30 protein-coding genes and 3 tRNA genes are annotated in these 24037 nt (G+C 74.9%); 12 read left to right on the top strand and 21 right to left on the bottom strand.

Going from position 1 to position 24037, the window contains the following annotated elements; all coding sequences use genetic code 11:
• Positions 1–55: 55 nt before the first annotated feature.
• The 15 genes from rplA to rpmG (PHY01_RS12655) form a co-directional block, all read right to left on the bottom strand.
• Positions 56–775: a 50S ribosomal protein L1 gene (rplA, locus tag PHY01_RS12725; RefSeq protein ID WP_141278821.1), complete on the bottom strand. Its 720-nt coding sequence runs from the start codon at positions 773–775 to the stop codon at positions 56–58.
• Positions 776–847: 72 nt separating this feature from the next.
• On the bottom strand, positions 848–1282 hold the full coding sequence (gene rplK, locus PHY01_RS12720; RefSeq protein WP_141278820.1) for a 50S ribosomal protein L11: 435 nt from the start codon (positions 1280–1282) through the stop codon (positions 848–850).
• A 14-nt stretch (positions 1283–1296) separates the two neighbouring features.
• Complete coding sequence (gene nusG, locus PHY01_RS12715) at positions 1297–2169, bottom strand: transcription termination/antitermination protein NusG (RefSeq protein ID WP_141278819.1); 873 nt, start codon at positions 2167–2169, stop codon at positions 1297–1299.
• Between the two features lie 34 nt (positions 2170–2203).
• The gene (gene secE / locus PHY01_RS12710) at positions 2204–2545 is read right to left on the bottom strand and encodes a preprotein translocase subunit SecE (protein WP_141278818.1); all 342 of its coding nucleotides are present in this window, start codon (positions 2543–2545) and stop codon (positions 2204–2206) included.
• An 82-nt stretch (positions 2546–2627) separates the two neighbouring features.
• A tRNA-Trp gene (locus PHY01_RS12705) sits at positions 2628–2700 on the bottom strand.
• 105 nt (positions 2701–2805) lie between these two features.
• A complete protein-coding gene (locus tag PHY01_RS12700; RefSeq protein WP_246085866.1) occupies positions 2806–3015 on the bottom strand; it encodes a hypothetical protein in 210 nt (69 codons plus the stop codon).
• A gap of 77 nt (positions 3016–3092) precedes the next feature.
• Positions 3093–3515, bottom strand: coding sequence for a MaoC family dehydratase (locus PHY01_RS12695; RefSeq protein WP_141278816.1), 423 nt, complete (start codon positions 3513–3515; stop codon positions 3093–3095).
• A complete protein-coding gene (locus PHY01_RS12690; protein ID WP_370467343.1) occupies positions 3512–3925 on the bottom strand; it encodes an FAS1-like dehydratase domain-containing protein in 414 nt (137 codons plus the stop codon). The genes PHY01_RS12695 and PHY01_RS12690 overlap by 4 nt, the downstream gene beginning before the upstream one ends.
• Positions 3926–3951: 26 nt before the next feature.
• On the bottom strand, positions 3952–4119 hold the full coding sequence (gene rpmG, locus PHY01_RS12685) for a 50S ribosomal protein L33 (protein WP_141278814.1): 168 nt from the start codon (positions 4117–4119) through the stop codon (positions 3952–3954).
• Between the two features lie 38 nt (positions 4120–4157).
• Positions 4158–4233: transfer RNA gene (locus PHY01_RS12680), tRNA-Met, on the bottom strand.
• 28 nt (positions 4234–4261) lie between these two features.
• Positions 4262–4334, bottom strand: a tRNA-Thr gene (locus tag PHY01_RS12675).
• A gap of 81 nt (positions 4335–4415) precedes the next feature.
• Positions 4416–4721, bottom strand: a complete 306-nt coding sequence (gene rpsN, locus PHY01_RS12670) for a 30S ribosomal protein S14 (protein WP_141278813.1) — start codon at positions 4719–4721, stop codon at positions 4416–4418.
• Positions 4721–4951 (bottom strand): 50S ribosomal protein L28, encoded by a 231-nt coding sequence (rpmB, locus tag PHY01_RS12665; RefSeq protein ID WP_141278812.1) that lies wholly within the window; start codon positions 4949–4951, stop codon positions 4721–4723. The genes rpsN and rpmB overlap by 1 nt, the downstream gene beginning before the upstream one ends.
• Positions 4951–5187: a 30S ribosomal protein S18 gene (gene rpsR, locus PHY01_RS12660; RefSeq protein ID WP_141278811.1), complete on the bottom strand. Its 237-nt coding sequence runs from the start codon at positions 5185–5187 to the stop codon at positions 4951–4953. Before rpsR ends, rpmB begins: the two co-directional genes overlap by 1 nt.
• Positions 5187–5354 (bottom strand): 50S ribosomal protein L33, encoded by a 168-nt coding sequence (gene rpmG / locus PHY01_RS12655; protein WP_141278810.1) that lies wholly within the window; start codon positions 5352–5354, stop codon positions 5187–5189. The genes rpsR and rpmG (PHY01_RS12655) overlap by 1 nt, the downstream gene beginning before the upstream one ends.
• Positions 5355–5423: 69 nt before the next feature.
• Here rpmG (PHY01_RS12655) and mrf point away from each other — a divergent pair, with 69 nt between their 5' ends.
• The 7 genes from mrf (at position 5424) to PHY01_RS12620 (ending at position 13613) form a co-directional block, all read left to right on the top strand.
• Complete coding sequence (gene mrf / locus PHY01_RS12650) at positions 5424–6644, top strand: ribosome hibernation factor-recruiting GTPase MRF (RefSeq protein WP_141278809.1); 1221 nt, start codon at positions 5424–5426, stop codon at positions 6642–6644.
• A complete protein-coding gene (gene rpmF, locus PHY01_RS12645) occupies positions 6644–6814 on the top strand; it encodes a 50S ribosomal protein L32 (RefSeq protein WP_141278808.1) in 171 nt (56 codons plus the stop codon). Before mrf ends, rpmF begins: the two co-directional genes overlap by 1 nt.
• A 259-nt stretch (positions 6815–7073) precedes the next feature.
• Entirely contained in the window at positions 7074–7280 is a 207-nt protein-coding gene (locus PHY01_RS12640) for a hypothetical protein (protein ID WP_141278807.1), read from the top strand.
• Positions 7277–10231: a helix-turn-helix transcriptional regulator gene (locus PHY01_RS12635; protein WP_141278806.1), complete on the top strand. Its 2955-nt coding sequence runs from the start codon at positions 7277–7279 to the stop codon at positions 10229–10231. Before PHY01_RS12640 ends, PHY01_RS12635 begins: the two co-directional genes overlap by 4 nt.
• Before the next feature lie 128 nt (positions 10232–10359).
• The gene (locus PHY01_RS12630) at positions 10360–11616 is read left to right on the top strand and encodes a cytochrome P450 (RefSeq protein ID WP_141278805.1); all 1257 of its coding nucleotides are present in this window, start codon (positions 10360–10362) and stop codon (positions 11614–11616) included.
• Entirely contained in the window at positions 11613–13277 is a 1665-nt protein-coding gene (locus tag PHY01_RS12625) for a class I adenylate-forming enzyme family protein (RefSeq protein ID WP_141278804.1), read from the top strand. Before PHY01_RS12630 ends, PHY01_RS12625 begins: the two co-directional genes overlap by 4 nt.
• A gap of 111 nt (positions 13278–13388) precedes the next feature.
• Positions 13389–13613, top strand: a complete 225-nt coding sequence (locus PHY01_RS12620; RefSeq protein WP_141278803.1) for a hypothetical protein — start codon at positions 13389–13391, stop codon at positions 13611–13613.
• Between the two features lie 21 nt (positions 13614–13634).
• On the opposite strand, the gene PHY01_RS12615 is transcribed toward PHY01_RS12620, so the two are convergent.
• Positions 13635–13850: a hypothetical protein gene (locus tag PHY01_RS12615; RefSeq protein WP_141278802.1), complete on the bottom strand. Its 216-nt coding sequence runs from the start codon at positions 13848–13850 to the stop codon at positions 13635–13637.
• A gap of 195 nt (positions 13851–14045) precedes the next feature.
• Here PHY01_RS12615 and tenA point away from each other — a divergent pair, with 195 nt between their 5' ends.
• Positions 14046–14693, top strand: coding sequence for a thiaminase II (tenA, locus tag PHY01_RS12610; protein ID WP_141278801.1), 648 nt, complete (start codon positions 14046–14048; stop codon positions 14691–14693).
• Here the strand turns inward: tenA and PHY01_RS12605 are convergent, their stop codons facing one another.
• The 3 genes from PHY01_RS12605 to PHY01_RS12595 all read right to left on the bottom strand — a co-directional run bounded on the left by PHY01_RS12605 (position 14694) and on the right by PHY01_RS12595 (position 17539).
• Complete coding sequence (locus tag PHY01_RS12605) at positions 14694–15089, bottom strand: phage holin family protein (RefSeq protein WP_174824110.1); 396 nt, start codon at positions 15087–15089, stop codon at positions 14694–14696.
• On the bottom strand, positions 15089–16315 hold the full coding sequence (locus tag PHY01_RS12600) for a serine hydrolase domain-containing protein (protein WP_141278800.1): 1227 nt from the start codon (positions 16313–16315) through the stop codon (positions 15089–15091). Before PHY01_RS12600 ends, PHY01_RS12605 begins: the two co-directional genes overlap by 1 nt.
• A gap of 69 nt (positions 16316–16384) precedes the next feature.
• Positions 16385–17539, bottom strand: coding sequence for an apiosidase-like domain-containing protein (locus PHY01_RS12595; protein ID WP_170183786.1), 1155 nt, complete (start codon positions 17537–17539; stop codon positions 16385–16387).
• Positions 17540–17634: 95 nt separating this feature from the next.
• Between PHY01_RS12595 and PHY01_RS12590 the strand changes: the two genes are divergently transcribed.
• From PHY01_RS12590 to PHY01_RS12575, 4 genes are read left to right on the top strand one after another with little or no spacing between them, the layout of a single operon-like run.
• Complete coding sequence (locus tag PHY01_RS12590; RefSeq protein WP_141278798.1) at positions 17635–19170, top strand: FAD-binding oxidoreductase; 1536 nt, start codon at positions 17635–17637, stop codon at positions 19168–19170.
• A gap of 27 nt (positions 19171–19197) precedes the next feature.
• Positions 19198–20154, top strand: coding sequence for a patatin-like phospholipase family protein (locus tag PHY01_RS12585; RefSeq protein ID WP_141278797.1), 957 nt, complete (start codon positions 19198–19200; stop codon positions 20152–20154).
• Positions 20151–20918, top strand: a complete 768-nt coding sequence (locus PHY01_RS12580; RefSeq protein WP_141278796.1) for a putative protein N(5)-glutamine methyltransferase — start codon at positions 20151–20153, stop codon at positions 20916–20918. The genes PHY01_RS12585 and PHY01_RS12580 overlap by 4 nt, the downstream gene beginning before the upstream one ends.
• 17 nt (positions 20919–20935) lie before the next feature.
• Entirely contained in the window at positions 20936–21568 is a 633-nt protein-coding gene (locus PHY01_RS12575) for a class I SAM-dependent methyltransferase (RefSeq protein WP_141278795.1), read from the top strand.
• Here the strand turns inward: PHY01_RS12575 and PHY01_RS12570 are convergent.
• Together PHY01_RS12570 and PHY01_RS12565 are read right to left on the bottom strand one after the other, a co-directional pair.
• On the bottom strand, positions 21547–22119 hold the full coding sequence (locus PHY01_RS12570) for a DUF1638 domain-containing protein (protein WP_218030138.1): 573 nt from the start codon (positions 22117–22119) through the stop codon (positions 21547–21549). The genes PHY01_RS12575 and PHY01_RS12570 overlap by 22 nt on opposite strands.
• Before the next feature lie 40 nt (positions 22120–22159).
• A complete protein-coding gene (locus PHY01_RS12565) occupies positions 22160–24019 on the bottom strand; it encodes an ASKHA domain-containing protein (RefSeq protein ID WP_218030137.1) in 1860 nt (619 codons plus the stop codon).
• Between the last annotated feature and the right edge of the window lie 18 nt (positions 24020–24037).

Here is a 24037-nt window from a genome sequence, read left to right as displayed (position 1 = left end):
GACGACGACACCCCGCCGCCCGGGAGGGCGACGGGGTGTCGGGGTGGTGCGGGGATCAGGCCGAGGGCTCGTCCACCAGGAGGTTGCGGGTGCGCAGTGGGTCGACGGGGATGCCCGGGCCCGTCGTCGTGCTCACCGTGATCTTCTTGATGTACTTGCCCTTGGCGGCGCTCGGCTTGGCGCGCAGGATCTCGTCGAGCGCGGCGCCGTAGTTCTCCACCAGCTTGGCGGTGTCGAACGAGGCCTTGCCGATCACCATGTGCAGGTTGGCCTGCTTGTCGACGCGGAAGTTGATCTTTCCGCCCTTGATGTCGTTGACGGCCTTGGTGACGTCGGGCGTCACGGTGCCGGTCTTCGGGTTCGGCATCAGGCCACGCGGGCCGAGGATGCGGGCGATCCGGCCGACCTTGGCCATCTGGTCCGGGGTGGCGATGGCGGCGTCGAAGTCGAGCCAGCCGCCCTGGATCCGCTCGATGAGGTCCTCGGCGCCGACGACGTCGGCGCCCGCGGCCTCGGCCTCGGCGGCCTTGTCACCGGTGGCGAACACGATGACGCGGGCGGTCTTGCCGGTGCCGTGCGGCAGGTTGACGGTGCCGCGGACCATCTGGTCGGCCTTGCGGGGGTCGACGCCCAGCCGCATGGCCACCTCGACGGTGGCGTCCATCTTCGTGCTCGACGTCTCCTTGGCCAGGTTGGCGGCCTGGAGCGGGGTGTACAGGTTGTCCTTGTCGATCTTCGCCGCGGCTTCGCGGTAGGCCTTGCTGCGCTGTGCCATCTGAAATCCTCGGTCTCGTTCAGGTCGTGGTGCGAGCCGCGCCCGGCTCTCCCACGCGTGCAGGGGGGCTGGTCAGCCCTTGATCGTGATGCCCATCGAGCGCGCGGTGCCGGCGATGATCTTCGCGGCCTGCTCGATGTCGTCGGAGTTCAGGTCGGCCATCTTGGTCTGGGCGATCTGGCGCACCTGGTCCATGGTCACCGAGGCGACCTTGGTGGTGTGCGGCGTGCCGCTGCCCTTGTCGACGCCCGCGGCCTTGAGCAGCAGGCGCGCGGCCGGCGGCGTCTTCAGCGCGAACGTGAACGACCGGTCCTCGAACACCGAGATCTCGACGGGGACGATGTCGCCGCGCTGGGACTCGGTGGCCGCGTTGTAGGCCTTGCAGAACTCCATGATGTTGACGCCGTGCTGGCCGAGCGCGGGGCCGACCGGCGGGGCCGGGGTCGCGGCCCCGGCCTTGATCTGGAGCTTGATGATCGCGGAGAGCTTCCGCTTCTTGGGGGGCATCTCTGTTCCTCGTACTAGATCTTGGAGACCTGGCTGAATGCCAGCTCGACGGGCGTCTCGCGGCCGAAGATCGACACCAGCACCTTGAGCTTCTGGGCGTCGACGTTGACCTCGTTGATGGTGGCCGGGAGCGTGGCGAACGGCCCGTCCATGACGGTGACGGACTCGCCGACCTCGAAGTCGACCTCCACCGTGGGCTTGGCACCGGTGCTCGTGCCGGCCTCCGCCTTGCCACCCGCGGCGGCCTGCTTCGGCTCGACCTTGGGCAGCAGGAACTTGAGGACGTCGTCGTGGCTCAGCGGCGACGGCTTGTTCGTCGCGCCCACGAACCCGGTGACGCCGGGGGTGTTGCGCACGGCGCCCCACGACTGGTCGTTGAGATCCATCCGGACCAGGATGTAGCCGGGCAGCACCTTGCGCTGCACCTGCTTGCGCTGGCCGTTCTTGATCTCGGTGACCTCCTCGGTGGGCACCTCGACCTGGAAGATGTAGTCCTCGACGTCGAGGGTCTGCACCCGCGTCTCGAGGTTGGTCTTCACCTTGTTCTCGTAGCCGGCGTAGGAGTGCACGACGTACCAGTCGCCGGGGGCGCGGCGCAGGGCGGCACGCATCTCCTCGACCGGGTCGACCTCCGCCTCCGGCTCGTCACCGGCGACGCCCTCGTCAACGGCGACGTCGGCGGTGGGCGTGCCCTCGGAGTCGACGGCGTCGTCGGTGTAGCCGTCGCCGACCGCGTCGGCGCCGTGGGCGGCCTCGACGTCGGCGTCCTGCACGGCCTGCTCGGGGAGATCAGCGTCGGGAGTGGCCTCGGCCGTGGCGTCGAGCGCGGCCTCGTCGGCCTCGATCTGGCTGTCGGACAGCTGTGTGCCGCCGTCTGGGGAACTCACGTACGTCTCGCTTCCTTCTCCGTGTCGTGCCGGGTCACGTGCCGAACAGGTACGTGACACCCTGCGCGAACACCAGATCCAGCAGTGCGACGAACGCGACCATGAAGGACACGAAGACCAGCACGACGATCGTGTAGGTGATGAGCTGCTTGCGCGTGGGCCAGATGACCTTGCGCAGCTCGGCTATCACCTCGCGCAGGAACCGGATCAGCCTGCTCGGCAGCGATGCCTTCTCGGGACGGCCGTCCCGGACCGCGGTGGCCCGACCCTTGTCGCCGTCGCCGGCCGGCGTGGAGCCGGCTCGTCGACCCCGACGGTCGGCAGCGGAATCCGGGCGTTCCCGCCCGTCTCCGCTCGCCTCGCGCTCGTCCGTCACGACCCGTCCTCCAGCTCACCGTCGGATGTCGACCGGCAGGGACTGCCGGCCGGATCCGCTGCTTCCGTTCCTGTACGCAGTGCAGGGGTGACAGGACTTGAACCTGCAACCTGCGGTTTTGGAGACCGCTGCTCTGCCAGTTGAGCTACACCCCTAGACCACTCCGCCGGGAGACCTGCCCGCCTGCGGAGAGGTACGTCGCATGACGACGCACCCAGCACGACGAGTGTACGGCACCCGACGGAGCGGTTCCGCCCGCCCTACTTGTCCAGCGGGCCGAGCGCGACCAGCGCGGCCGCGCGCTGCGCGTACTTCCAGTTGCCGAGGTCGGCGACGGTCTTGATGCCCAGGCCCGCGAGGACCTGGTCGTGCTTCTCGGTGAGCCCCTCCAGCGCGGACGGCGGCGCGGCGAGGATCTCCGCCGCGCTCTTGTCCTCCCACGCCTTGTCCACGAGCTTGCCGAACTTCACGTCGTGCTCCCTCCGGTCGGTGGTGCTGACGCCCGGCAGCATCGACCCGGCGCGGGGACGCGGGCAACTCGGGGCGCTCAGGCGGGGAGGACGACCTCGGCGACGGCCCGGCCGAGCACCGTCTTCCCGTCGAACCGTGCGGTGACGGCGACCTTCGCGACGCCGTCGGCGACGTCGGTGACCTTGCCGGAGAGCTCCACCAGCGCCCCCTCGTCGTCGTCTGGGACGACCACCGGGCGGGTGAAGCGGACGCCGAAGCTGCGGACCGCGGTCGGGTCGCCCGCCCAGTCGGTGACGAACCGGCCGGCGAGCGCCATCGTCAGCATCCCGTGGGCGATGACGCCCGGCAGGCCGACCCCGGTGGCGACGCGGTCGCTCCAGTGGATCGGGTTGAGGTCGCCGGAGGCGCCGGCGTAGCGGACCAGGTCGGCCCGGGTGACGCGCAGCTCCAGCGGGGGCAGCTCGGTGCCCTTCTCGACGGGGCCCTTCTCGACGCTCATGCGGCCGTCACCAGCAGGGCCTTCGTCGTGGCGACGGGGGACCCGCCGGAGTCGGCGACCTCGCAGCGCAGCGTCAGCAGGTGGCTGCCGCCGCGGGTGCTCAGCTCCTCGACGTGGATCACGGTGACCAGCTCGTCACCGCCGTGGATGGGGCGGTGCAGCACGATCGACTGGTCGCCGTGGACCATCCGCGAGTAGTCCCAGCCGAACGCCGGGTCGCGCAGGAAGCCCTCGATCAGCGGCATCGTGAACGTGACGGCGAAGGTGGGCGGCGCGACGACGTCGGGATGGCCCGCGGCCCGGGCCGCGTCGACGTCGGTACACACGGAAGCGCCCTCGCCGATGGCGAGGGCGAATTCCCTGATCTTCTCCCGGCCGACGAGGTACGGCGCCGAGGGCGCCAGTGCCATGCCGACGAACGAGGCGTCGGGCACCGTCAGCGGGTCTCGCGGTGCTCGCGGTGCGTGCCGCAGTTGGCGCAGAACTTCTTGATCGCGAGGCGATCGGGGTCGTTGCGCCGGTTCTTCTTCGTGATGTAGTTGCGGTGCTTGCACTGCTCGCACGCCAGCGTGATCTTCGGCCGGACGTCCGTGGCCTTACCCATCGCGGGTGCCTCCATGCTTGTCTGTCACTGAGTCGAACTGGTAGCGGTGGCCGGACTTGAACCGGCGACACAGCGATTATGAGCCGCTTGCTCTACCAGCTGAGCTACACCGCTATGCGAGGCTGCTCACGCCGCCTCACCGAGCCCCTTTACGGAATCGAACCGTAGACCTTCTCCTTACCATGGAGACGCTCTGCCGACTGAGCTAAAGGGGCGGCACGGGCCTGCGGACGGTCACTCCCCGCGGCCGTTGAAGATGCTACACACCTCCCGCGGCGGCCCGAAATCGCCTCCCGTCACCAGCTCGACTTGTGCACCCCGGGCAGGTAGCCGGCGTGCGCGAGGTCGCGCAGCTTGACCCGGGACACCCCGAACTTGCGCAGGTAGCCGCGCGGTCGGCCGTCGGCGGCGTCGCGGTTGCGGACGCGGGTGGCGCTCGCGTCGCGCGGCTGGCGGTTGAGCTCGCGGACCGCGGCGGCGCGCTCGTCCTCGGGCGTCGTGGGCCGGGCGATCACCGCCTTGAGCTCCGCCCGCCGCTGCGCGTGCTTCGCGACGATCGCCTTGCGACGCTCGTTCTTCACGATCTTGCTCGTCTTGGCCATCAGACCTTCCCTCCGCGGGCCCGGATGCGGGCCACCGCCGCGTCGATACCGATCCGGTCGATCGTCCGGATCGCGTCGGTGGACAGGCGCAGCCGCACCGTGCGGCCCTCGAACCGGTAGCGCTTCACCTGGATGTTGGGGTCCCACCGTCGGCTCGTGCGGCGGTGGGAGTGGGACACGTTCCTGCCGAAACCGGGCTCGCGGCCCGTCAGCTCGCAGCGGCGCGACATCACGCCCTCCCGGGACGCGGGTAGGGCAGCAGCGCCATCTCGCGGGCGTTGCGGATGGCCGTGGCCACCTGCCGCTGCTGCTGCGGGGTCAGCCCGGTGACGCGGCGGGCGCGGATCTTGCCGCGGTCGGAGACGAACTGGCGGAGCAGGTTCGTGTCCTTCCAGTCCACGTGGGTGATCTTCTTCGCGTGCAGCGGGTTGGCCTTCTTCCGCGGCGTCCGCTCGGGGCGGGCCATCAGCGCTCCTCCCGGAACTCGACGTGGCGGCGGACCACCGGGTCGTACTTGCGCAGCGTCATCCGGTCCGGGTCGTTGCGCCGGTTCTTCCGCGTGACGTACGTGGTGCCGGTGCCGGCCGTCGAGCGCATCTTCACGATCGGCCGGAGCTCGTTGCTGCGGACCATCGCCCACCTCCCTGCGTAACGACATTCGTTTTCATCTACGGTGGACGGTACCCCACCCCTGGAGGTCCCGTGTCCCGCCCCGAGCTCCTCGTGCTCTCCGGGCTCACCCCGCCCGGCGTCGAGGCCGTCGTCACCCGCATCCGTGCCCTCGACCCGTCCGTCGCGGTGCTGCACCACGACCTGCGCGACGTCGGCCGCGGCGTCGTGCGACGCCGGTTGCGCACCCGTGACGACGACGTCACCACCACCGTCGAACTGGCCCACGGCTGTGTGTCCTGCACGATGCGCGAGGACCTGCTGCCGCAGCTCGTCGCACTGGCCGGGCCGGACGGGCCCGCGCGGATCGTGCTGCACCTCGACGCCGCGCTCGAGCCCGAACACGTCTGCTGGTCGCTGCTGCACGTGCTCGTCGACGGCGCGCCCGTCGTCGACGCGGTGGACCTGCGGGGCGTCGTGACCGTCGTCGACACGGCGACGTGGTTCGACGACGCCACCGGCGAGGCCGCACTCCCCGAGCGCGGGCTCTCCGACCTGCCGGACGACGAGCGGACCGTGGCGCAGGTGGCCGTCGCCCAGGCGGAGTTCGCCGACCTGATCGTGCCCGTCGACACGGCCGACGCCTGGGAGCTTGCCCGCCTCGACGCCGTGCTGGCCCGGCTCGCCCCCGCCGCCCCGCGCGTGCGGATCCGGGAGCTGGACGAGCGGGTGTTCGCCCCGGGCGCGGCCCGGCGCGGGCGCCCCGACGACGTGCACGCCGCCCTGCTGCGCGGCACTCCCCCGCTCGACGGCGACTGCGGCGTGCGGCTGGTGCTGTTCTCCGCGCGCCGTCCGTTCCATCCCGAGCGGCTGCACGACGCGCTCGACGTGCTGCTCGACGGCGTCGTCCGCACCCGGGGCCGGATCTGGCTCGCCACCCGTCCGGACGCGGTGCTGTGGCTGGAGTCGGCGGGCGGCGGGCTGAAGGTCGGGCACGCGGGCGACTGGCTCGACGGTGCGGGCCCCGAGGTGTGGGAGGCGGCGTCGGACGAGCGGCGGGCCATCGCCGCGCTGGGCTGGCACCCGCGCTTCGGGGACCGGGCCCAGGAGCTCGTCGTCCTCTCCCACGCCGCCGACCCCGACGAGATCGACGCCGTCCTGCGCGAGGCCCTGCTGACCGATCTCGAGCTGGCGGCGGGCGAGGACGCGTGGCGGGAGCTGCCCGACCCCTTCGGCTGGTGGCACACCGACCCCTGTTCTCCTGCCGCCGACGCGGTGGCGGGCCCCGAGCACCGTTCCGAGGAGGAGCACTGATGGCCGTCCCCAAGCGCCGGATGTCCCGGTCCAACACCCGCAGCCGCCGGGCGCAGTGGAAGGCGACCGCGCCCGACCTGGTGCCGGTGCGGATCGACGGGCGGGAGTACCGCGTGCCGCGACGGCTGCTGCGGGCCTACCAGCGGGGCCTGCTCCCGGCGCCGGAGTAGCCCGCGCCGGGGCCGTTGGCCCCGCGCCCCCGCCGGGTCCCGCGCGCACAGCCGGGTCCCGCGCGCACAGCCGGGTCCCGCGCGGCCCCGGGGGCGCGCGAGACCTGGGAACGCGCGCGAACGCCGCCGCCGACGCCGGGTGGCGGGACCGCGGGTAAGGGCCGGGCCCGGGGCCTTACCCGCGACCCCCTGCCCGGGCGGGCGGACACGACGTGATCGCCCGATGCCCGGGTCCGGGCCTCAGCACGAGGCTCGTGCCATGTTCTTCGACATCCCGGACCTGCCCCTCGTCGCCGACCTCCGGCACCGCGAGCTCGTCGCGGAGGCCGAGCGGTTCCGGCTCGGCCGCCTCGCCAGGGCCGCACGCCGGGCCCGCCGCGCGGAGCGGCCGCCCGCGCCACCCGGTGCCGCCCCCACCCCCGCCGCGAACACGGACCCGAACCGTCGGTACGCCGTGTCACGATGACCGGCGTGGCGCGGATCGGGGCGGGCATCGAGCTGGTCGGGCGCCGGCGCGAGGTCGCCGCGCTGGTCGCCGCGCTCGACCGCGCCGCCGCGGGCTCGCCGACGGGGGTGCTGCTCTCCGGCGACGCGGGCGTCGGGAAGTCCCGGCTGGTGGCCGAGGCGGTGGCACGGGCCGGTGCGGCGGGTTTCGCCGTGCTCACCGGGCGCTGCCTCGACACCGCCGAGGCCGCGCTGCCCTACCTCCCGTTCACCGAGATCGTCGGCGCCCTCGCGGCGGAGCCGCCCGAGCTGGTCGCCGCGCACGGGTCCCTGCGGCACCTGCAGCCCGGCGGTCCACCGCGGGCCGAGCCGGAGTCCGACCGCTCCCTGGGCCAGCTCCGGGTGTTCGACGCCGTGCTGTCGGTGCTCGACGGGCTCACCGCCGAACGGCCCGCGCTCGTCGTCCTCGAGGACCTGCACTGGGCCGACCGGTCCAGCCGCGACCTCGTCGTCTTCCTGCTCTCCCGGCTCGACGCGCAACGCCTGGTCGTGCTGGCCACCTACCGCTCCGACGACCTGCACCGCCGCCACCCGCTGCGGCCCGTGCTCGCCGAGCTCGTGCGGCTGCCGGCCGTCGAGCGGGTGGAGCTGGAGCCCCTCGGCGACGCCGACGCGCTGGCACTGGTCCGCCTGCTCGCCGACGGTGCGCTCACCCCGCAGCTGCTGCACGGCGTCGCCCGCCGCAGCGAGGGCAACGCGTTCTTCGCCGAGGAACTGGTCTCGGCCTGCTCCGACGGCCTGCCGCACAGCCTCGTCGAGGTGCTGCTCGGGAGGGTCGAGAGCCTGGGCCCCACGACGCAGCGGCTGCTGCGGGTGGCCTCGGTGGCCGGGCGCCGGGTCCGGCACGACCAGCTGGCCGCGGTGGCCGGGCTCGGGGTCGACGAGCTGGAGCTGGGGCTGCGGGAGGCCGTGCACCACCACGTCCTGGTCGCCGACGAGCACGCGGGCGGCGGTTACGTCTTCCGGCACGCCCTGCTGCGCGAGGCCATCCACCACGACCTGCTGCCCGGGGAGCGCAGCCGCCTGCACGCCGCGTTCGCCGCGCTGCTCGCCGACCCGGCCGCACCCGACGAACCGGGCCGCGCCGCGCTGCTGGCCCACCACGCCCTGGCCGCCCACGACCTGCCCACCGCACTCGCCGCCTCGGAGGGTGCCGCCCGCGAGGCCGACGAGCAGGAGGCCCCCGCCGAGCTGCTCGTGCACGCCGAACGCGCGCTGGAGCTGTGGCCCGCGGTCGAGGACGCCGAGGCGGTCGCCGGTGCGCCGGAGTACGAGCTCACCGGCCTGGCGGCGTGGGCCGCCAGCGCCACGGGCGACCCCGAACGCGGCAGCGCGCTCGGCAGGCGCGCGCTGGAGCTCGCCGAGCTCCGGGCCGACCCCGTGCTCACCGCGACGCTGCGCCTGAAGTACGCGCTGCGCCTGCTGGAGCTCGACGGCGACCTGCGCGCCGCCCGCGACGCCGCCGAACAGGCGATGGCGGTGTTCGCGACGCGCGCACCCTCGGGTCACCTCGCCTGGTGCCACGCGGTGCTGGCCAGGGCCCACTACCGCGTCGACGAGTTCCCCGACGCCGTGCGCGAGGCCGAGCTGGCCGTGCGCACCGCGGGCGCCCTGCCCGACGCCGACCGCTTCGCCCATGCCGCCGCGGCCGACGCGCTCGTCACCACGGCGGGCTGCGAGGCCTACTCCGGGCGGCCGCAGCAGGCGCGGGCACGGCTGGCCACCGCCCGCTCGCTGGCCCGTCGCGCGGGTGATCTCGGCGCGGAGCTGCGCACCTACTCCGGCGTCGGGTTCTCGCTGCTGGAGGAGTGCCGGTTCGCCGACGCCGCCGCCGAGCTGGCCGCCGGGGAGGAGCGCGCCGCCGTCACCGGCCTGCGCTGGAGCATGCCGGGGCTCGACGTCCGGGTCGCCCACGTGATCGCCCGGTTCCTCGGGGGCGACTGGGACGCCGCCGAGACCGCCGCCGACCTCGCAGGGGCGGCGGTCCCCGCGTCGGTGTCGGCCCGTCTGGTCGCGGCCGGGTTGCTCGTGGCGGCCGCCCGCGGGCGGTTCGAGGTGGTCGAGCGCCGCTACGCCGAGCTCGGTGGCCACCTCGTGGAGGGCGTGCAGGCCGCGGTGTACCTGGGCACGGCCGCCACCGAGGCCGCGCTCTGGCAGGGCCGGGCCGACGACGCCGTGGCGCGCTCGCTCGCCGCGCAGGCCGCGCTCGACGCGATCGAGGGGTACGCGTTCGGCGGGATCGCGCTCGCGGCGCTCGGGATCGCCGCCCACGCCGACCGCGTCGCCGCGGGGGCCGACGCCGCCGACGCGCTGCGCGACGCCGGACGGATGCTCGCCCACGCGGAGGAGACGGCGCTGCGCGGGCTGCCCCGCGGGGCGGAGATGGGGCCCGAGGGGCACGCCTGGCTGCTCCGCGCGCGGGCCGAGCTCACCCGGCTGACCGGGCCCGACCCGTCGGCGTGGGACGCCGTGGTCGACGCGTTCGCCTACGAGCCCGCGGGCCTGGGCTACCGCGGCGCCCACGCCGCGCTGCGCCGCACCGAAGCCCGGCTCGCCACCGGGCACCATGGCTCCGACGTGGCCGACGACCTGCACTCCGCCCGGCGCACCGCCGCCGCGCTGCGGGCCGCCCCGCTGCTGGCGGCCGTCGACGCGCTCGCCGCCCGCGCGGGCGTGGCACGGGAAGGAGCCGCCCCGGCGCCCGACGTCCTCACCCCGCGGGAGCGGTCGGTGCTGGAGCAGGTGGCGCAGGGCCACACCAACCGGCAGATCGGCGCGGCGCTGTTCATCAGCGAGAAGACCGTGAGCGTGCACCTGTCCCGGGTGATGGCGAAGCTGGGCGCGGGCAGCCGCACCGAGGCCGTCGGCATCGCCTACGCCCGCGGGCTGCTCGCCCCGCGGGTGTCGGCGTGACCGACTCGCGTCACGCGTGCGTCGGGAGGCTGGCCCCTGCGGGCCCGGACCCGGCCCGCGCGGACCCTTGAGTGCTACCCCCTGGTAACTAGGGTGGGGTGATCCGAACCACTCCGAGGAGGCCGGCGATGCCGCCGAGCACGACCTGGGCCACCCGCCCGGACCTGTCCGACATCGAACGGTTCTGGACGGCGCCGATCGACGAGCGGGCGGCGGCGTTCGCCGCGCTGCGGGAGCGGGAGCCGGTGCCGTTCTTCGCCGAGCCGGAGTTCGCCTACCTCCCGCAGGGCCCGGGCTACTGGGCCCTGACCCGCCTCGACGACCTGGTCGAGGCCAGCCGCAACGCCAAGGTCTTCACCTCCGGGCCGGGCGCGACGAACGTCGCCGACATGCCGCCGGAGTTCCTGGAGTTCTACGGCTCGATGATCAACACCGACGACCCGCGGCACGCCCGGCTGCGCCGCATCGTCTCGCGCGGGTTCACCCCGAAGCGCCTCGCCGGCCTCACCGACGAGGTGCAGGCGACGGCCACACGGATCGTCGACGACCTGGTCGACGCCGGGGAGTGCGACGCCGTGAGCGCCATCTCCGCCCGGCTCCCGCTGAAGATCGTCTGCGACATGATGGGCGTGCCGGAGAGCCAGTACGACTTCGTGTTCCGCACCTCGAACGTGATCCTCGGGGCGAGCGACCCGGAGTACGTCCCGGACGCCGACAACATCCTGGTGGCGCTGCTCAACGCCGGCAACGAGCTGGCCGAGCTGATGCGCGACCTGGGCCGCCACCGCGAGCGACACCCCACCGACGACGTGACCTCGGCACTGGTGAACGCCGAGATCGACGGCGAGCGGCTCACCCCCGACGAGCTGGCGAGCTTCTTCATCCTGCTGGTGGTGGCCGGCAACGAGACCACCCGCAACGCCGTCAGCTGGGGTCTCAAGCTGCTCACCGACCATCCCGAGCAGCGCCGCGTCTGGCTCGACGACCTCGACGGCGTCACCCCGACCGCGGTCGAGGAGATCGTGCGCTGGGCGTCGCCGGTGATCTTCATGCGCCGCACGCTCGCCGTCGACGCCGTGCTGGGCGGCCAGCCGATGACCGCGGGCGACAAGGTGCTGCTGTTCTACTGGGCCGCCAACCGCGACCCCGCGCACTTCCGCGACCCCGACGCGTTCGACGTCCGCCGCTCCCCCAACCCGCACGTCGGGTTCGGCGGCGCCGGTCCGCACTTCTGCCTCGGCGCGCACCTCGCCCGCCGGGAGATGGCGGTGATGTTCCGCGAGCTGCTCACCCGGGTGCCCGACATCCACGCCACCGCCGAGCCCAGGAGGCTGCAGTCGATGTTCATCAACGGGATCAAGTCGATGCCGGTGAGCATCCGATGACGACGCTGACCTACCCGGAGGTCCCGGTCGGTGCGCTGCTCGCCGGCTCCGCGCGGCGCTTCGGCGACCGCACCGCGATCCACTTCGCCGGCCGCGAGCTGTCCTTCACGGCGCTGTACGAGCGCGCCTGCGCCTTCGCGAACGCGCTGGGCGGGGCGGGGATCGGCCGCGGCGACGTCGTCGCGGTCCACCTGCCCAACTGCCCGCAGTACGCGATCGCCTACTACGGGATCCTGCTCTCCGGCGCCACGTTCTCCCCCACCAACCCGCTGCTCCCGCCGCCGGACCTGGCCGCCCAGCTCACCGACTGCGGCGCCGTCGCGGCGGTGACCTGGGGCCCGGCCGCGCCCGCGCTGGCCGCCGTGCGCGACCGCACCGCGATCCGGCTGGTGCTGGTCACCGACCGGGAGCAGGCGCTGGACCCGGCGCACCGCACGGCCGTCGACGGGATGGCGGACTTCGAGGCCTTCCACGCCGACGCCCCGACGGGCGCACCGGCCGTCGAGATCGACGTGCACCGCGACCTCGCCCACCTCGCCTACACCGGCGGCACCACCGGGCGCTCCAAGGGCGTGCAGCTGCCGCACCGCAACGTCGTCGTCAACACCCTGCAGTACGCCTGCTGGGGCACCGGCTCGGTCCCGGCCCTGGACGACGCGGGCGGGGTGGTGCTCGACCAGGTCGGGTCGCCGGAGGAGTACCCGACGCGGCTGGGCGCCGGCGTGGCCGTCAACCTGACGCCGTGGTTCCACGCGATGGGCACGGTCGGCGCGCTGAACGTCCCCACCCTGACCGGTTCCACGACGGTGCTGCACGAGCGCTTCGACCCCGCCGCCTACCTCGCCGACGCCGAACGGTTCGCCGTCACCGGGATGGGCGGGGCGCCGCCGATCTTCGCGGCGCTGCTGCGCCATCCCGACCTCGCCACCCGGGACCTGTCCAGCGTCCGCACGCTCACCTCCGGCGCGGCGCCGCTGCCGGTGGAGATGATCCAGGGGTTGCAGCGCCGCTTCGGCGAGGACGTCGTCGTGGCCGAGGGCTACGGCCTCACCGAGGTGACGATGGGCGCCACGATCGGCCCGGCCGCGCGGTCGGCGGTGCGGAAGGTCGGCACCGTGGGGCTGCCGGTGTACGACACCGAGGTACGGGTCGTCGACCCGGCGGGCGAGGACCTGGCCCCGCTGCCCGCGGGCGAGCCGGGCGAGGTGGTGATCCGGGGTCCGCAGGTGATGGTCGGCTACAAGGACCGCCCCGAGGAGAACGCGGCCACCCTCGTCGACGGCTGGCTGCGTACCGGGGACATCGGCGTCCTCGACGAGGACGGCTACCTCGCCATCGTCGACCGCAAGAAGGACATGTTGATCTACAAGGGCTACAACGTCTATCCGCGCGACCTGGAGGAGCTGCTGCACGCGCAGCCCGGGGTGGCGGGCGCGGCGGTGGTCGGGCGGCCGGACCCAGAGGTCGGGGAGCTGCCGGTGGCGTTCGTCGTGGCCCCCGGGGCCGACGCCGACGCGCTGCGGGAAGCGGTGAACGCGCAGGTCACGCCGTACAAGCGGCTCCGCGAGCTGCACCTGGTGGACGCGATCCCGGTGTCGGCGGCGGGGAAGGTGCTCAAGCGGGAGCTGCGGGAGCGGCTACGGACTGACACGATCGGGTGACGCACAGCTAACGATCGGTGGGGCGGCGGCGATGTTCCGGGTGTACGTCCACCCGGCACGCGCGCACCGGACCGGACACCTCCCGCCCCACCGATCGAAGACGGTGCCGCCATGTCCTCATCCCCGCCCGCCCCCGCCGGACACCGGCCCATCGGTCGTCATCACCGCACCGCCACGCCCCGCGACCGCGCCGTGCGCGCCCTCGACCTCGTGGGCCGGCTGGGCACGGTCGTGACGCTCGCGTCCCTGCTGGTCGTCGGCGCGGCCGTCGGCGGGCTGTTCGACGGCACGTCGGAGACCGAGAACGCCACCGTGACGGCGACGTTCGGACGCTGACCCCGCGGACGGCGCCGCAGGTCAGGCCGCCTCCGCCTGCCCGAGCGGCGTCTTGAGGACGTGGTCGACCAGCCGCATGACCAGCTGGCCGCCGCCCAGGCGGTACCCGAACTCCTCCCAGGTCAGCAGCTCCCGCGAGAGCAGCTCACCGACCGGGCCGGGGTACAGGCGGGTCACCCGGAAAGCGGCTGCACGCAGCCGCACCTTCTCGTGATGATCCATGGGTACGGGGCTCATTCCGACTCACCTCCGCGTGCGATGCGGGGCTCTCAGCGTTGAGGGGCCACCCTGGGGGATCGATCCGTGCTTCTGCGTACATGTTCCGGCCGGCTGCACTGCCCGCACACCCCATCGTACCCGAAGAGTGACCAGGATCTCACACTCTGCGCACACCCCGTACGGACACCGTGACCCGGCGCTAACCTGATCTTCGTGGCTCCCCGCGACGTACTCTGGTCCGACATCACCGGCATCTACGGGGCGATCCTCGCCCACCCGTTCCTCACCGGCCTCGCCGACGGCACGCTGCCGCGCGAGGCGTTCCGGCACTACATCGTGCAGGACGCGCACTACCTGCGCGGGTACGCGAAGGCGCTCGCGGTGTGTGCGGCGAAGGCCCCGACCGAGGACGCCACGCTGATGTTCGCCGGGCACGCCGCGGGCGCGATCGCGGCCGAGCGCGACCTGCACGCGTCCCTGCTCGACGAGCTCGGCACCCTCGACGACGAGGTCGCCCCGGCGACGCAGGCCTACCTGAGCTACCTGCTCGCCACCGCCCACGGCGGCTCCTACGCCGACGCCGTCGGCGCGGTGCTGCCCTGCTACTGGATCTACGCCCGGGTCGGCGAGCACCTGCTGGCCGCCGGCTCCCCCGACCCGCTCTACGCGCGCTGGATCGCGATGTACGGCGGCGAGGACTTCCAGGGCGTCGTCGACGCCGTCCTCGCCGAGACCGACCGCGCGGCGGGCGCCCTGTCCGAGCCCGACCTCGCCCGCATGCGGCGCCACTTCACCACGACGTCGCGCTACGAGTGGATGTTCTGGGACGGGGCCTACCGGCAGGAGCGCTGGCCGGTCTGATCAGCGCTGGTCGATCCGGTCGGGGATGACGACGTGCAGCACGAACCCGACCACGGCCACCACGATCGCGCCGACGAACGCCGCCCCGAACCCGCCGACGGTGAACGGCAGCCCGAGCCCGCCCGCGATGAACCCGACGAGCAGGAACAGCAGCGCGTTGACGACCAGCCCGACCAGCCCCAGCGTGAGGATGTAGAACGGGCAGCCGACGACCTTGACGATCGGCTTGATGACGGCGTTGACCAGCCCGAAGATCAGTGCGACGCCGACGAGGGTGCCGATCCGGGCGCCGGTGCCGCCGGCGTCGTTGTCGATGCCGGGGACGACGAGGGTGGCCACCCAGAGGCTGACGGCGACGACCGCCACCCGGACGACGAAGGCCAGTGCGTTCGACATCAGTCCACCAGCGCCGAGGTCACCAGCGTGCGCAGCTGCGGCCGGATCGGATGGGTGCTGGAGGGCATGAGCTGGGTCAGGAACATGGCGGTGATCTCCTCGGTGGGATCGACGTAGAACGCGGTGCTGGCCAGCCCGCCCCAGGCGTACTCGCCGGCGCTGGTGAGCGACTTCCCGGCGGCGGCGTCGACGACCACGGAGAAGCCCAGCCCGAACCCGACGCCCTGGAACGCGGACTCGGCGAAGATCGGGCGGCCGAACTCCTGCAGGTCGGCGCCCCCGGGCAGGTGGTTGCGGGTGGCGTAGGCGACGGTGCGCGGCGACAGCAGGCGCACGCCGTCGAGCTCGCCGCCGCGGGCGAGCATGCGGGTGAAGGCGTGGTAGTCCGCGGCCGAGGAGACCAGCCCGCCGCCGCCGGAGAGGAAGGTGGGATCGCGCAGCGCGGCGTCGCCCATCCGGTCGTGGCGGTGCAGGCCGCCGCCGGGCTTCGGGACGTAGAGCGCGGCGAGCCGGTCGGGGTCGGCGGCGCCGAAGCCGGTGTCGGTCATGTCGAGCGGGCGCAGGACCTCCTCGTCGAGGAACGCGTCGAGCGGGCGGCCCGACACCACCTCGACGACCCGGCCGAGCACGTCGGTGGCCACCGAGTAGTTCCACTCCGCGCCGGGCTGGTGCACCAGCGGGATGGCCGCCCAGGCGTTGCAGGCCGCCGCCAGGTCCATCCCGGCGGGGACGCCGAACTCGAAGCCGCGGCTGCGGTACATCTCGTCGACGGGGTGCGCGTGGTGGAAGCCGTAGGTCAGGCCGGCGGTGTGGGTGAGCAGGTGCCAGATCCGCACCGGCTCGGTCGCGGGCTCGGTGCCCGGGTTCGCCGCGGCGCCGCCGCGGTAGACCCGCAGGTCGGCGAACGCCGGGAGATACAGCGACACCGGGTCGGTCAGGGCGAGCAGGCCACGCTCGAGCAGCATCAGCGCGGCCACCGAGGTGATCGGCTTGGTCATCGAGTAGATCCGCCACAGCGTGTCGTCGCCGACCGGGCGGGCGGCCTCGACGTCGGCCAGGCCGTGGTGGGTCAGGTGCACGACCCGGTCGCGGCGGGCGACCGCGACCGTCCACCCGGCGAGCCGCCCGTCGTCGACGTAGCGGGCGAAGTGCTCGTCGATCCGGGCGAGCCGCTGCGGGTCGAACCCGACCTCCGCCGGCTCCGCGTCCACCTTCAGCTGCGCCACGCCACCACCCTACTGAGATCCGGGCGGGCCTATGGGGATCCGGGCGGGCCTACGCGGATCCGGGCGGGCCTACGGGGATCCGGGCGGGGCGAGCGGGACCGCGGCCCCGTCCACCGCGTCCACGACCAGCACCCAGTCCTGGTCGGCGTCCGCGGGCCCGGTGACGGGCGGGAAGAACGCCGTCGACGGCGAGCGGGGCACCGTCCCGGCGTCCACCGGCTCCCCGGTGCGCGGGTCGAACCACCAGGCGCGCAGCTCGTCACCGGGCAGGGCGGTGGTGTCCAGGGCGAAGCCGTCGGCCGCGGGGGCGTGGGCGAGCAGGTGGTCGGGGCCGCGCAGTACCCCGGCGTCGCCCTCGGTGAGCAGCTCGGGGGCGGGCGTGCGGGCGCTGCGCGAGTCGGTCAGGGCCCGCAGGTGCACGAGCTGGGTGGCGCCCTCGTCGCGCAGCGCGGCGGCGCGGACGTCCGCGTCCTCGGCCCAGGCGCCGGGGTGGCCGTAGGTGTGGCCCGCGGCGCCGGAGAAGACGTCGGCGTAGGCGGCGCGGCGGACGCCGAGGGCGTCGGTGGGGCCCGCGCAGCCGTCCTCGTGGGCCGGGCGGGCGTCGAGGAACGGGCGGTGGGCGTCGACGACGCGGGTGAGCAGGCCCTGGCACAGCCCGCTGCGGACCAGCGCGAACGACAGCCACGGTGCGTCGCCGACGGTGTCGCCCGACGCGCGGCCGGGGGCCGGTGTGAAGGTCATCAGCGGGTCGTCGCCCGCGGCCGCCGCGATGCCGGACGCGACCGCCGACCACGGCCCGCCGTCGTGGCCGGTGCCGTCGCCCAGCACCCAGACGACCCGGTCGCCGTAGCGCGCGCCGAGGAACTCCCCCAGCCCCGGCCGGGGGGACGCCGGGGTGATCGCGAGCCGCAGGCCGCGCTGCGCGGCCCCGTCGACCGCGGCGTCGACCCGGGTCCAGTCGACGCCCTCGGGTGCCGGCGCCCGCACGACGGTGAAGCCCTGCGCGGCGCGGACGTCGAGGTAGTGCGCGACCTCGGCCGGGTCGTCGGCCGACAGCAGCCCCGCCGCCGAGTCGGCCAGCCACAGGAACGGCTCGCCGCCCGCGGTGAAGGAGCGGCCGTCGGGTGTCACCTGCAGGGGCGGCAGTGCGGGCGTGCCGGCCGCCACCGTGAGCGGGCCGGCGAGCACGACCGCGAGGGCCACCCCGAGAGTCCGGATCTTCACGGCGCGATCCTCACCGCCGTCCCCCGCCGCGCCCCGGCGGCGCGCGGCGGGGACACCCGAACGGGCGTGGACGGCCGTGCGGCAGGGTGGGCCGGATGGACGAGCGGACACGGTCGTGGTGGGGCTGGGGTTGGACGCAGGAGGCGCTGGCCGACGACGCCTGCGCGGGCCTGGCCGCGGGGCTGCCCGGCTGCGCCACCGACCCCGTGCCGGTGCCTGCGGTCCCCGCGCTGCGCGCGCCGCGGGTCGACCCGCCCGCCGCGCTGGCCGACCGGTTCACCGCGGATCCCCACGTCCGGGCCGGGCACACCTACGGCAAGGCGTTCCGCGACGTCGTGCGCGCGCTGGCCGGTGACCTCTCGGCCGCGCCCGACCTGGTCGCGTTCCCGCGCTCCGAGGAGGACGTGGCCGCGGTGCTGGACTGGGCGGGCGGGGCGGGTGTCGCGGTGGTCCCCTACGGCGGCGGCAGCTCGGTGGTGGGCGGCACCGAGTACCGCGGCGAGGGCCCGGTCGTGTCGCTGGACCTCACCCGGCTCGACCGCGTCCTCGAGATCGACGCCACCAGCCGGGCCGCCCGCGTGCAGGGCGGCACGCTCGGGCCGGGGCTGGAGGACCAGCTCCGCCCGCACGGCCTCACGATGCGGCACTTCCCGCAGAGCTTCGAGTTCTCCACCGTCGGCGGCTGGCTCGCCACCCGCTCCGGCGGGCACTACGCGATGGGCGGCACGCACGTCGACGACTTCGTGGAGTCGCTGCGGGTGGTCACCCCGGCCGGGGTGAACGAGTCGTGGCGGCTGCCCGCCTCGGGTGCGGGCCCGTCGCCGGACCGGCTGTTCCTGGGCTCGGAGGGCGCGCTCGGCGTCCTCACCGAGGCGTGGCTGCGGGTGCAGGCGCGCCCGGTGCACCGGGCGTCGGCCGCGGTGCGGTTCGTCCGCTTCGACGACGGGCTGGCCGCGGTCCGGGAGATCGTGCAGTCGGGGGTCACCCTGGCCAACTGCCGGCTGCTCGACCACGGCGAGGCGCACTTCTCCGGTGCCGCGCAGGGCGGGCACACGGTGCTGGTGCTCGGCGCGGAGTCGGCGGTCGCGCCCGTCGACGTCGCGGGGCCGGTGGCGATCGCGCAGGCGCACGGCGGCGCCGTCGAGGAGCAGGGCGACGCGGTCGGCACCTGGCGCTCGGCGTTCCTGCGGATGCCCTACCTGCGCGACGGGATCACGCGATGCGGCGGGATCGTCGAGACCTTCGAGACCGCCTGCACCTGGGACGCCGCCGACGCGCTGATCGAGGCCGTGCGCAGCGAGGTCGGGGCGGCGGTGCGGCAGGTCTGCGGCGTCGACGGGATCGTGAACTGCCGGATCACCCACGTCTACCCCGACGGCCCCGCGCCCTACTTCACGGTCCTCGCGGGCGGGCGTCCCGGGATGCAGCTCGGCGCGTGGGACGAGATCAAGACCGCCGCGATGGAGGTGCTGACCCGGCACCGCGCGAGCGTCACCCACCACCACGCCGTCGGCCGAGACCACCGCCCCGGCTACGACCGGCAGCGGCCTGAGCCGTTCGCGGCGGCGCTGCGCGCGGTGAAGGCGACGCTCGACCCGCACGGCGTCCTCAACCCGGGCGTGTTGGTCTGACCGGCGCCCGCGGGGGATGATCCGGCCGTGCTCCCGCTCCCCGGTGACGACGAGGTGCTCCGCGCGCTCGTCCGCCGCCGCGACACCGGGGTGCGCGACGACGGCCACTGCATCGCTCTGGTCGTCAGCGGGGGCGGGATGCGCGGGGTGTACGCGGGCGGCATGGCCCACGCGCTCGACGACGCCGGGCTCGGCGGCTGCTTCGACGTCGTCTACGGCAGCTCGGCCGGGGCCTACATCGGCGGCGCGCTGCTGCTGGGCGACGGCCGGGGCGCGGCGCACATCTTCTTCGAGGACATGGCCTGCCGCGCGTTCGTCGACCCGCGGCGCCTCGGCAGCCGCCGGCCGATGGTGTCGCTGGACCACCTGCTCGGCCACATCCTCACCGTCGCCAAGCCGATGTCGTGGGAGCGGCTGCGCGACTCCCCGGTGCCGCTGCGGGTCGTCGCGACCGCGGCCGACGACCTCACCCCGCACGTCCTGGAGCCGCGCTCGGTGCCGGAGTGGCGGCTCGCGATGCGCGCCACCGCGGCCATCCCGGTGCTGGCCGGACCCGCGGTGCGGCTGCACGGCCGCCGCTGGATCGACGGGTCGGTGGCCGAGCCGCTGCCCGTCCTGCGCGCGCTGCGCGATGGCGCCACGCACGTCCTCGCGCTGCTCAACCGCACCCTGCCCGAGCTGCGCGCCACCGACCCCGGCGCCGGGCCCGCCCGCTGGGCGCGGGCGCTGGACCGCCTCGCACCCGGGCTCGGCGCGATGGCGCAGGAGAGCGCGCGGCACGGGCCGTCGATGACGGTGCTCGACGACGCCGCGCACCCGTCGCGCACGGGCGCGCACCTGCTGGCCGTGCTGCCCGGCCACGACGTCGGCGTGCGGGGGCTGACCATCGACCCGGCCCGGGTGGAGCGGGCCGCGCGGGTCGGCTACGCCGCGCTGCAGGAGGCACTGGAGCGGGTCGACCCGACACCGCGTACCGGGACGTGACCGGCCAGGAGGTGGTGGCGCGGCTGCGGGCCGCGGGCTGCGTGTTCGCCGAGGACGAGGCGCGCCTGCTGCTCGCGGCCGCCACGGACCCCGCCGGACTCGACGCCCTCGTCGCGCGGCGGGTGGCCGGGGAGCCGCTGGAGCACGTGCTCGGGTGGGCGGAGTTCTGCGGGCTGCGCATCGCCGTCGGCCCGGGGGTGTTCGTGCCGCGGCGGCGCACCGGGTTCCTCGCCGAGCAGGCCGTGGCGCTGACCCCGCCGGGCGGCGTGCTCGTCGACCTGTGCTGCGGGACGGGCGCCGTCGGTGCGGTCGTGGCCGCGTCCGTCCCCGGTGCGCGGGTGCACGCCGTCGACGTCGACCCGGCCGCGGTCGCGCTGGCCCGGCGCAACCTGCCCGGCGGGTGGGTCCACGAGGGCGACCTCGACGCCCCGCTGCCCGCCGACCTGCGCGGGCGCGTCGACGTGCTGGTGGCCAACGCCCCCTACGTGCCGACCGCCGCGATCCCGCTGATGCCGCCGGAGGCCCGGCTGCACGAGGCGCGGGTGGCGCTCGACGGCGGGCCCGACGGCACCGACGTGCAGCGGCGCGTGGCGGCCGCGGCGCCGCGCTGGCTCGCCCCCGGCGGGCACCTGCTGATCGAGACCAGCGACCGTCAGGCCCCCTCGACGGCGGCGGCGGTGCGGAGCCACGGGCTCGCCACCCGGATCGTCGCCGACGAGGAGCGGGACGCGACGGTGGTGGTCGGAACGGGGGCCGGAGGGTGAGCGGTAGCGTCGCCGCCGTGGGCGAGTCCGAGCACGTGCGCCGGACGCGGGAGTCCTACGACGCGGTGGCCGCCGACTACGTCCCGTGGGCCCGCGACGACCTCGCCGCCCGGCCGCTGGACCGGGCGCTGCTGGGGTGGTTCGCCGAGCTCGTCGGGGACGGGCCGGTCGTCGACGTCGGGTGCGGCGGCGGGCGGATCACCGCGCACCTGCACGCGCTGGGCGTCGACGCCTCGGGGATCGACCTCTCGCCGCGCATGGTCGACCTCGCCCGCGCCGCGCATCCCGGCCTGCGGTTCTCCGTGGGCTCGATGACCGACCTGGCGCTGCCGGACGCCTCGGTGCGCGGGCTGCTCGCCTACTACTCGACGATCCACGTGCCCGACGACGAGCTCCCCGGCGCGCTGGCGGAGTTCCACCGCGTCCTGGCCCCCGGCGGCCACGCCCTGCTCGTGTTCCAGGTCGGTGACGAGCCGCTGGTCCTGACCGACGTGCTCGGGCACGCCGTCGAGCTGGCCTTCCTGCGCCGACGCCCGGAGCGGATGGCCGCCCTGCTCGAGGCGGCGGGCCTGTCGGTGCGGTCGCACACCGTCCGGCAGCCCGGTCCCGACGAACGGACGCCGCAGGCCTACCTGCTGGCCCGCCGCTGACGCCGGCGCCCCATCGCCAGGAGTTCCTCCAGCGCCCGCTCCAGCAGGGCGTCACCGACGACGACCTCCTCCAGCGGCAGGCCGAGCACGCCCGCCGCCCGTCCGGCCGCCGCGCGCAGGGCGGCGGTCGGGTGCTGGGCCAGCCAGACGGCGCGGCGGTAGTGGCCGAAGTAGTCCTCGCGCAGCTGCGGGAACCGGTCGAGACCCAGTTCGACCACCACCGAGCGGTGGAACGAGGTCACCAGGTAGTCGGTGAGCAGGTAGGTGCCGGGCTCGGTCTCCAGGACCGCACGCAGGCGGGCGGCCCCGGCGAAGACCTCGTAGCAGTCGGAGCCGGGGAGCCGGGGCACGCCGAGCCGGTGGCACACCTCGTCCAGCGCCCCGCGGGTACCGCAGCCGGCGTACCCGACCGCCACCCGCGCGTAGTGCGGCCCCAGCTCGCGCACGCGCCGCTCGACCGCGGCGGCGATCCGCTCCGGGCGGTTGTGCAGCAACGGCGGCAGCGGGTGCACGTCGACGGGCCAGCCGCGGCGGACGGCGACGTCGGCCACGTGCCGGGCGATCGCCCCGCAGGCGACGACGGCGACCCGGTCAGCCCGGGAAGGCGAGGCGGTCGACGAACCGGTCGTTGAAGTCGGCGCGGTCGGAGAGCTCGACATAGTGCACCTCCTCCAGCAGCGCCTGCGCCGCCGCGCGCTCGCGCAGCGACAGCAGCGCCATCTTCGCCCCCTCCCCCGCGACGTTGCCCGCGCTCACGATCCGCAGCAGCGCGACGTCGGGCACCAGGCCGATCCGCACCGCGGCGGCCGGGGACAGGAAGCTGCCGAACGACCCGGCCAGCAGCACCTGCGCGACGTCGTCGGGGGTGAGCCCCTGCCCCTCCAGCAGCAGCGTCCAGCCGGTCGCGATGGCCGCCTTGGCGAACTGCAGCTCGCGGATGTCGCGCTGGGACAGGTAGAGCCAGCCGGCCGGGTCGTCGGTGGCGTACCCCTCCCGGGTCGCCAGGACGAACACCCGCTCCTTCCCGACCAGGCGCAGCCGCGCGGCCAGGCCGGGCGGCACCGCGGGCGCGTCGGCCGCGACGAGCCGCCCCGACGGGTCGACGAGCCCGGCCGCGGCCATCGCGGCGACGGCGTCGACGAGCCCGGACCCGGCCAGCCCGACCGGCGCGACGTCGCCGATGACCTCCAGCAGCACGTCCTCGTCGCTGATCTTGACGCCCTCGACGGCGCCCGGCGCGGCGCGCATCCCGCAGCGGATGGCCGCCCCCTCGAACGCCGGTCCGGCCGGGGCGGCGGTGGCGAGCAGCCGGTCGCCCGCCGCGAGCAGGATCTCGCAGTTCGTGCCGATGTCGACGAACAGCCGGACCCGCCGGTCGCGGTCCATCCCCGACGCCAGCGCGCCCGCGACGATGTCGCCGCCGACGTAGGCGCCCAGCGCCGGGAACACGTACGCGCGGGCCCGCGGGTGCACCGCGACGCCGAGGTCGGCCGCGCCGAGGTCGTCGAAGGACCGCGCGGCCATGACGAACGGGGCGACGCCCAGCGGCTCCGGGTCGAGCCCGAGCGCGAGATGGCACATCGTCGCGTTGCCGGCGACCGCGATCTCGTAGACCTCGCGCCGGTCGACGCCCCCGTCGGCGCACACCTCACCGGCCAGCTGGTCGAGGGCGGAATGGGCGAGCGCGGTGAGCCTGCCGAGCGCGTCGGGGTCCATCATCGTCGCGCTGATCCGGGTGATCACGTCGGCGCCGAAGGGCTGCTGGGGGTTGAGCAGGGACGCGACGGCGACGGGCGTGCCCGTGGCGAGGTCGAGCAGCGTCGCGACGACGGTGGTCGTGCCGAGGTCGAAGGCGATGCCGAACAGCCGCGCGGCCGTGTCGCCGGGCTCGACGTCGACGAGCACGTCGTCGACCACGACGGCGGTGACGACCGGATCGGCCCGGAACGCCCGGGACAGGTCGCGGGTCACCGGCAGCCCGATCCGCAGCTCCAGGTCCGGCAGCGCGTCACGCAGGCGTTCGACGTCGGTGCGCTGGTCGGCGAGCGTGGGCTCGGTCAGCGTGACGCACCGCTTCTGCACGGCGGGCCGCAGGATCACCTGCCGCCCGACGCCGACCGTCGCCGCCTTCGGCCGGGTGACCAGCGGGGGCACCTCGACCCGCAGGTCCCCCTCGGCGTGCGCGACGCACGCCAGGCGCCACCCGGCCCGCAGCTCGTCGGGGCCGAACGCCCGCGGGTCGAGCCGCGACACCGGCACGGCGCCCTCGACGACCCGCATCCGGCACTTGCGGCAGGTGCCGTGCCCGCCGCAGGTGGAGTCGACCGCGATGCCGTTCCAGCTGGCGGCGTCGAACAGGGTGGCCCCGGCGGGCACCCGCACCTCCCGCGACTGCGCGCCGTCGGGCTCGAAGCGGATCCGCACCCGGTCCGGGGCAGGAGGGTCCGGCACAGGAGGGTCCGGCGCGGG

Source organism: Pseudonocardia hydrocarbonoxydans, assembly GCF_006539565.1.
Classification (GTDB): Bacteria; Actinomycetota; Actinomycetes; order Mycobacteriales; family Pseudonocardiaceae; genus Pseudonocardia; species Pseudonocardia hydrocarbonoxydans.
Note: the sequence above shows the minus strand (reverse complement) of the source record. Positions and strands in the feature narration are given on the sequence as shown.

Bases quoted from the DNA above. Each gene is read 5' to 3' on its own strand.
- rplA (WP_141278821.1), bottom strand. From the start codon at position 775: ATGGCACAGCGCAGCAAGGCCTACCGCGAAGCCGCGGCGAAGATCGAC.
- rplK (WP_141278820.1), bottom strand. From the start codon at position 1,282: ATGCCCCCCAAGAAGCGGAAGCTCTCCGCGATCATCAAGCTCCAGATC.
- PHY01_RS12695 (WP_141278816.1), bottom strand. From the start codon at position 3,515: ATGAGCGTCGAGAAGGGCCCCGTCGAGAAGGGCACCGAGCTGCCCCCG.
- PHY01_RS12690 (WP_370467343.1), bottom strand. From the start codon at position 3,925: ATGGCACTGGCGCCCTCGGCGCCGTACCTCGTCGGCCGGGAGAAGATC.
- rpmG (WP_141278814.1), bottom strand. From the start codon at position 4,119: ATGGGTAAGGCCACGGACGTCCGGCCGAAGATCACGCTGGCGTGCGAG.
- rpsN (WP_141278813.1), bottom strand. From the start codon at position 4,721: ATGGCCAAGACGAGCAAGATCGTGAAGAACGAGCGTCGCAAGGCGATC.
- rpmB (WP_141278812.1), bottom strand. From the start codon at position 4,951: ATGTCGCGCCGCTGCGAGCTGACGGGCCGCGAGCCCGGTTTCGGCAGG.
- rpsR (WP_141278811.1), bottom strand. From the start codon at position 5,187: ATGGCCCGCCCCGAGCGGACGCCGCGGAAGAAGGCCAACCCGCTGCAC.
- rpmG (WP_141278810.1), bottom strand. From the start codon at position 5,354: ATGGTCCGCAGCAACGAGCTCCGGCCGATCGTGAAGATGCGCTCGACG.
- rpmF (WP_141278808.1), top strand. From the start codon at position 6,644: ATGGCCGTCCCCAAGCGCCGGATGTCCCGGTCCAACACCCGCAGCCGC.
- PHY01_RS12640 (WP_141278807.1), top strand. From the start codon at position 7,074: ATGTTCTTCGACATCCCGGACCTGCCCCTCGTCGCCGACCTCCGGCAC.
- PHY01_RS12635 (WP_141278806.1), top strand. From the start codon at position 7,277: ATGACCGGCGTGGCGCGGATCGGGGCGGGCATCGAGCTGGTCGGGCGC.
- PHY01_RS12630 (WP_141278805.1), top strand. From the start codon at position 10,360: ATGCCGCCGAGCACGACCTGGGCCACCCGCCCGGACCTGTCCGACATC.
- PHY01_RS12625 (WP_141278804.1), top strand. From the start codon at position 11,613: ATGACGACGCTGACCTACCCGGAGGTCCCGGTCGGTGCGCTGCTCGCC.
- PHY01_RS12620 (WP_141278803.1), top strand. From the start codon at position 13,389: ATGTCCTCATCCCCGCCCGCCCCCGCCGGACACCGGCCCATCGGTCGT.
- PHY01_RS12615 (WP_141278802.1), bottom strand. From the start codon at position 13,850: ATGAGCCCCGTACCCATGGATCATCACGAGAAGGTGCGGCTGCGTGCA.
- PHY01_RS12605 (WP_174824110.1), bottom strand. From the start codon at position 15,089: ATGTCGAACGCACTGGCCTTCGTCGTCCGGGTGGCGGTCGTCGCCGTC.
- PHY01_RS12590 (WP_141278798.1), top strand. From the start codon at position 17,635: ATGGACGAGCGGACACGGTCGTGGTGGGGCTGGGGTTGGACGCAGGAG.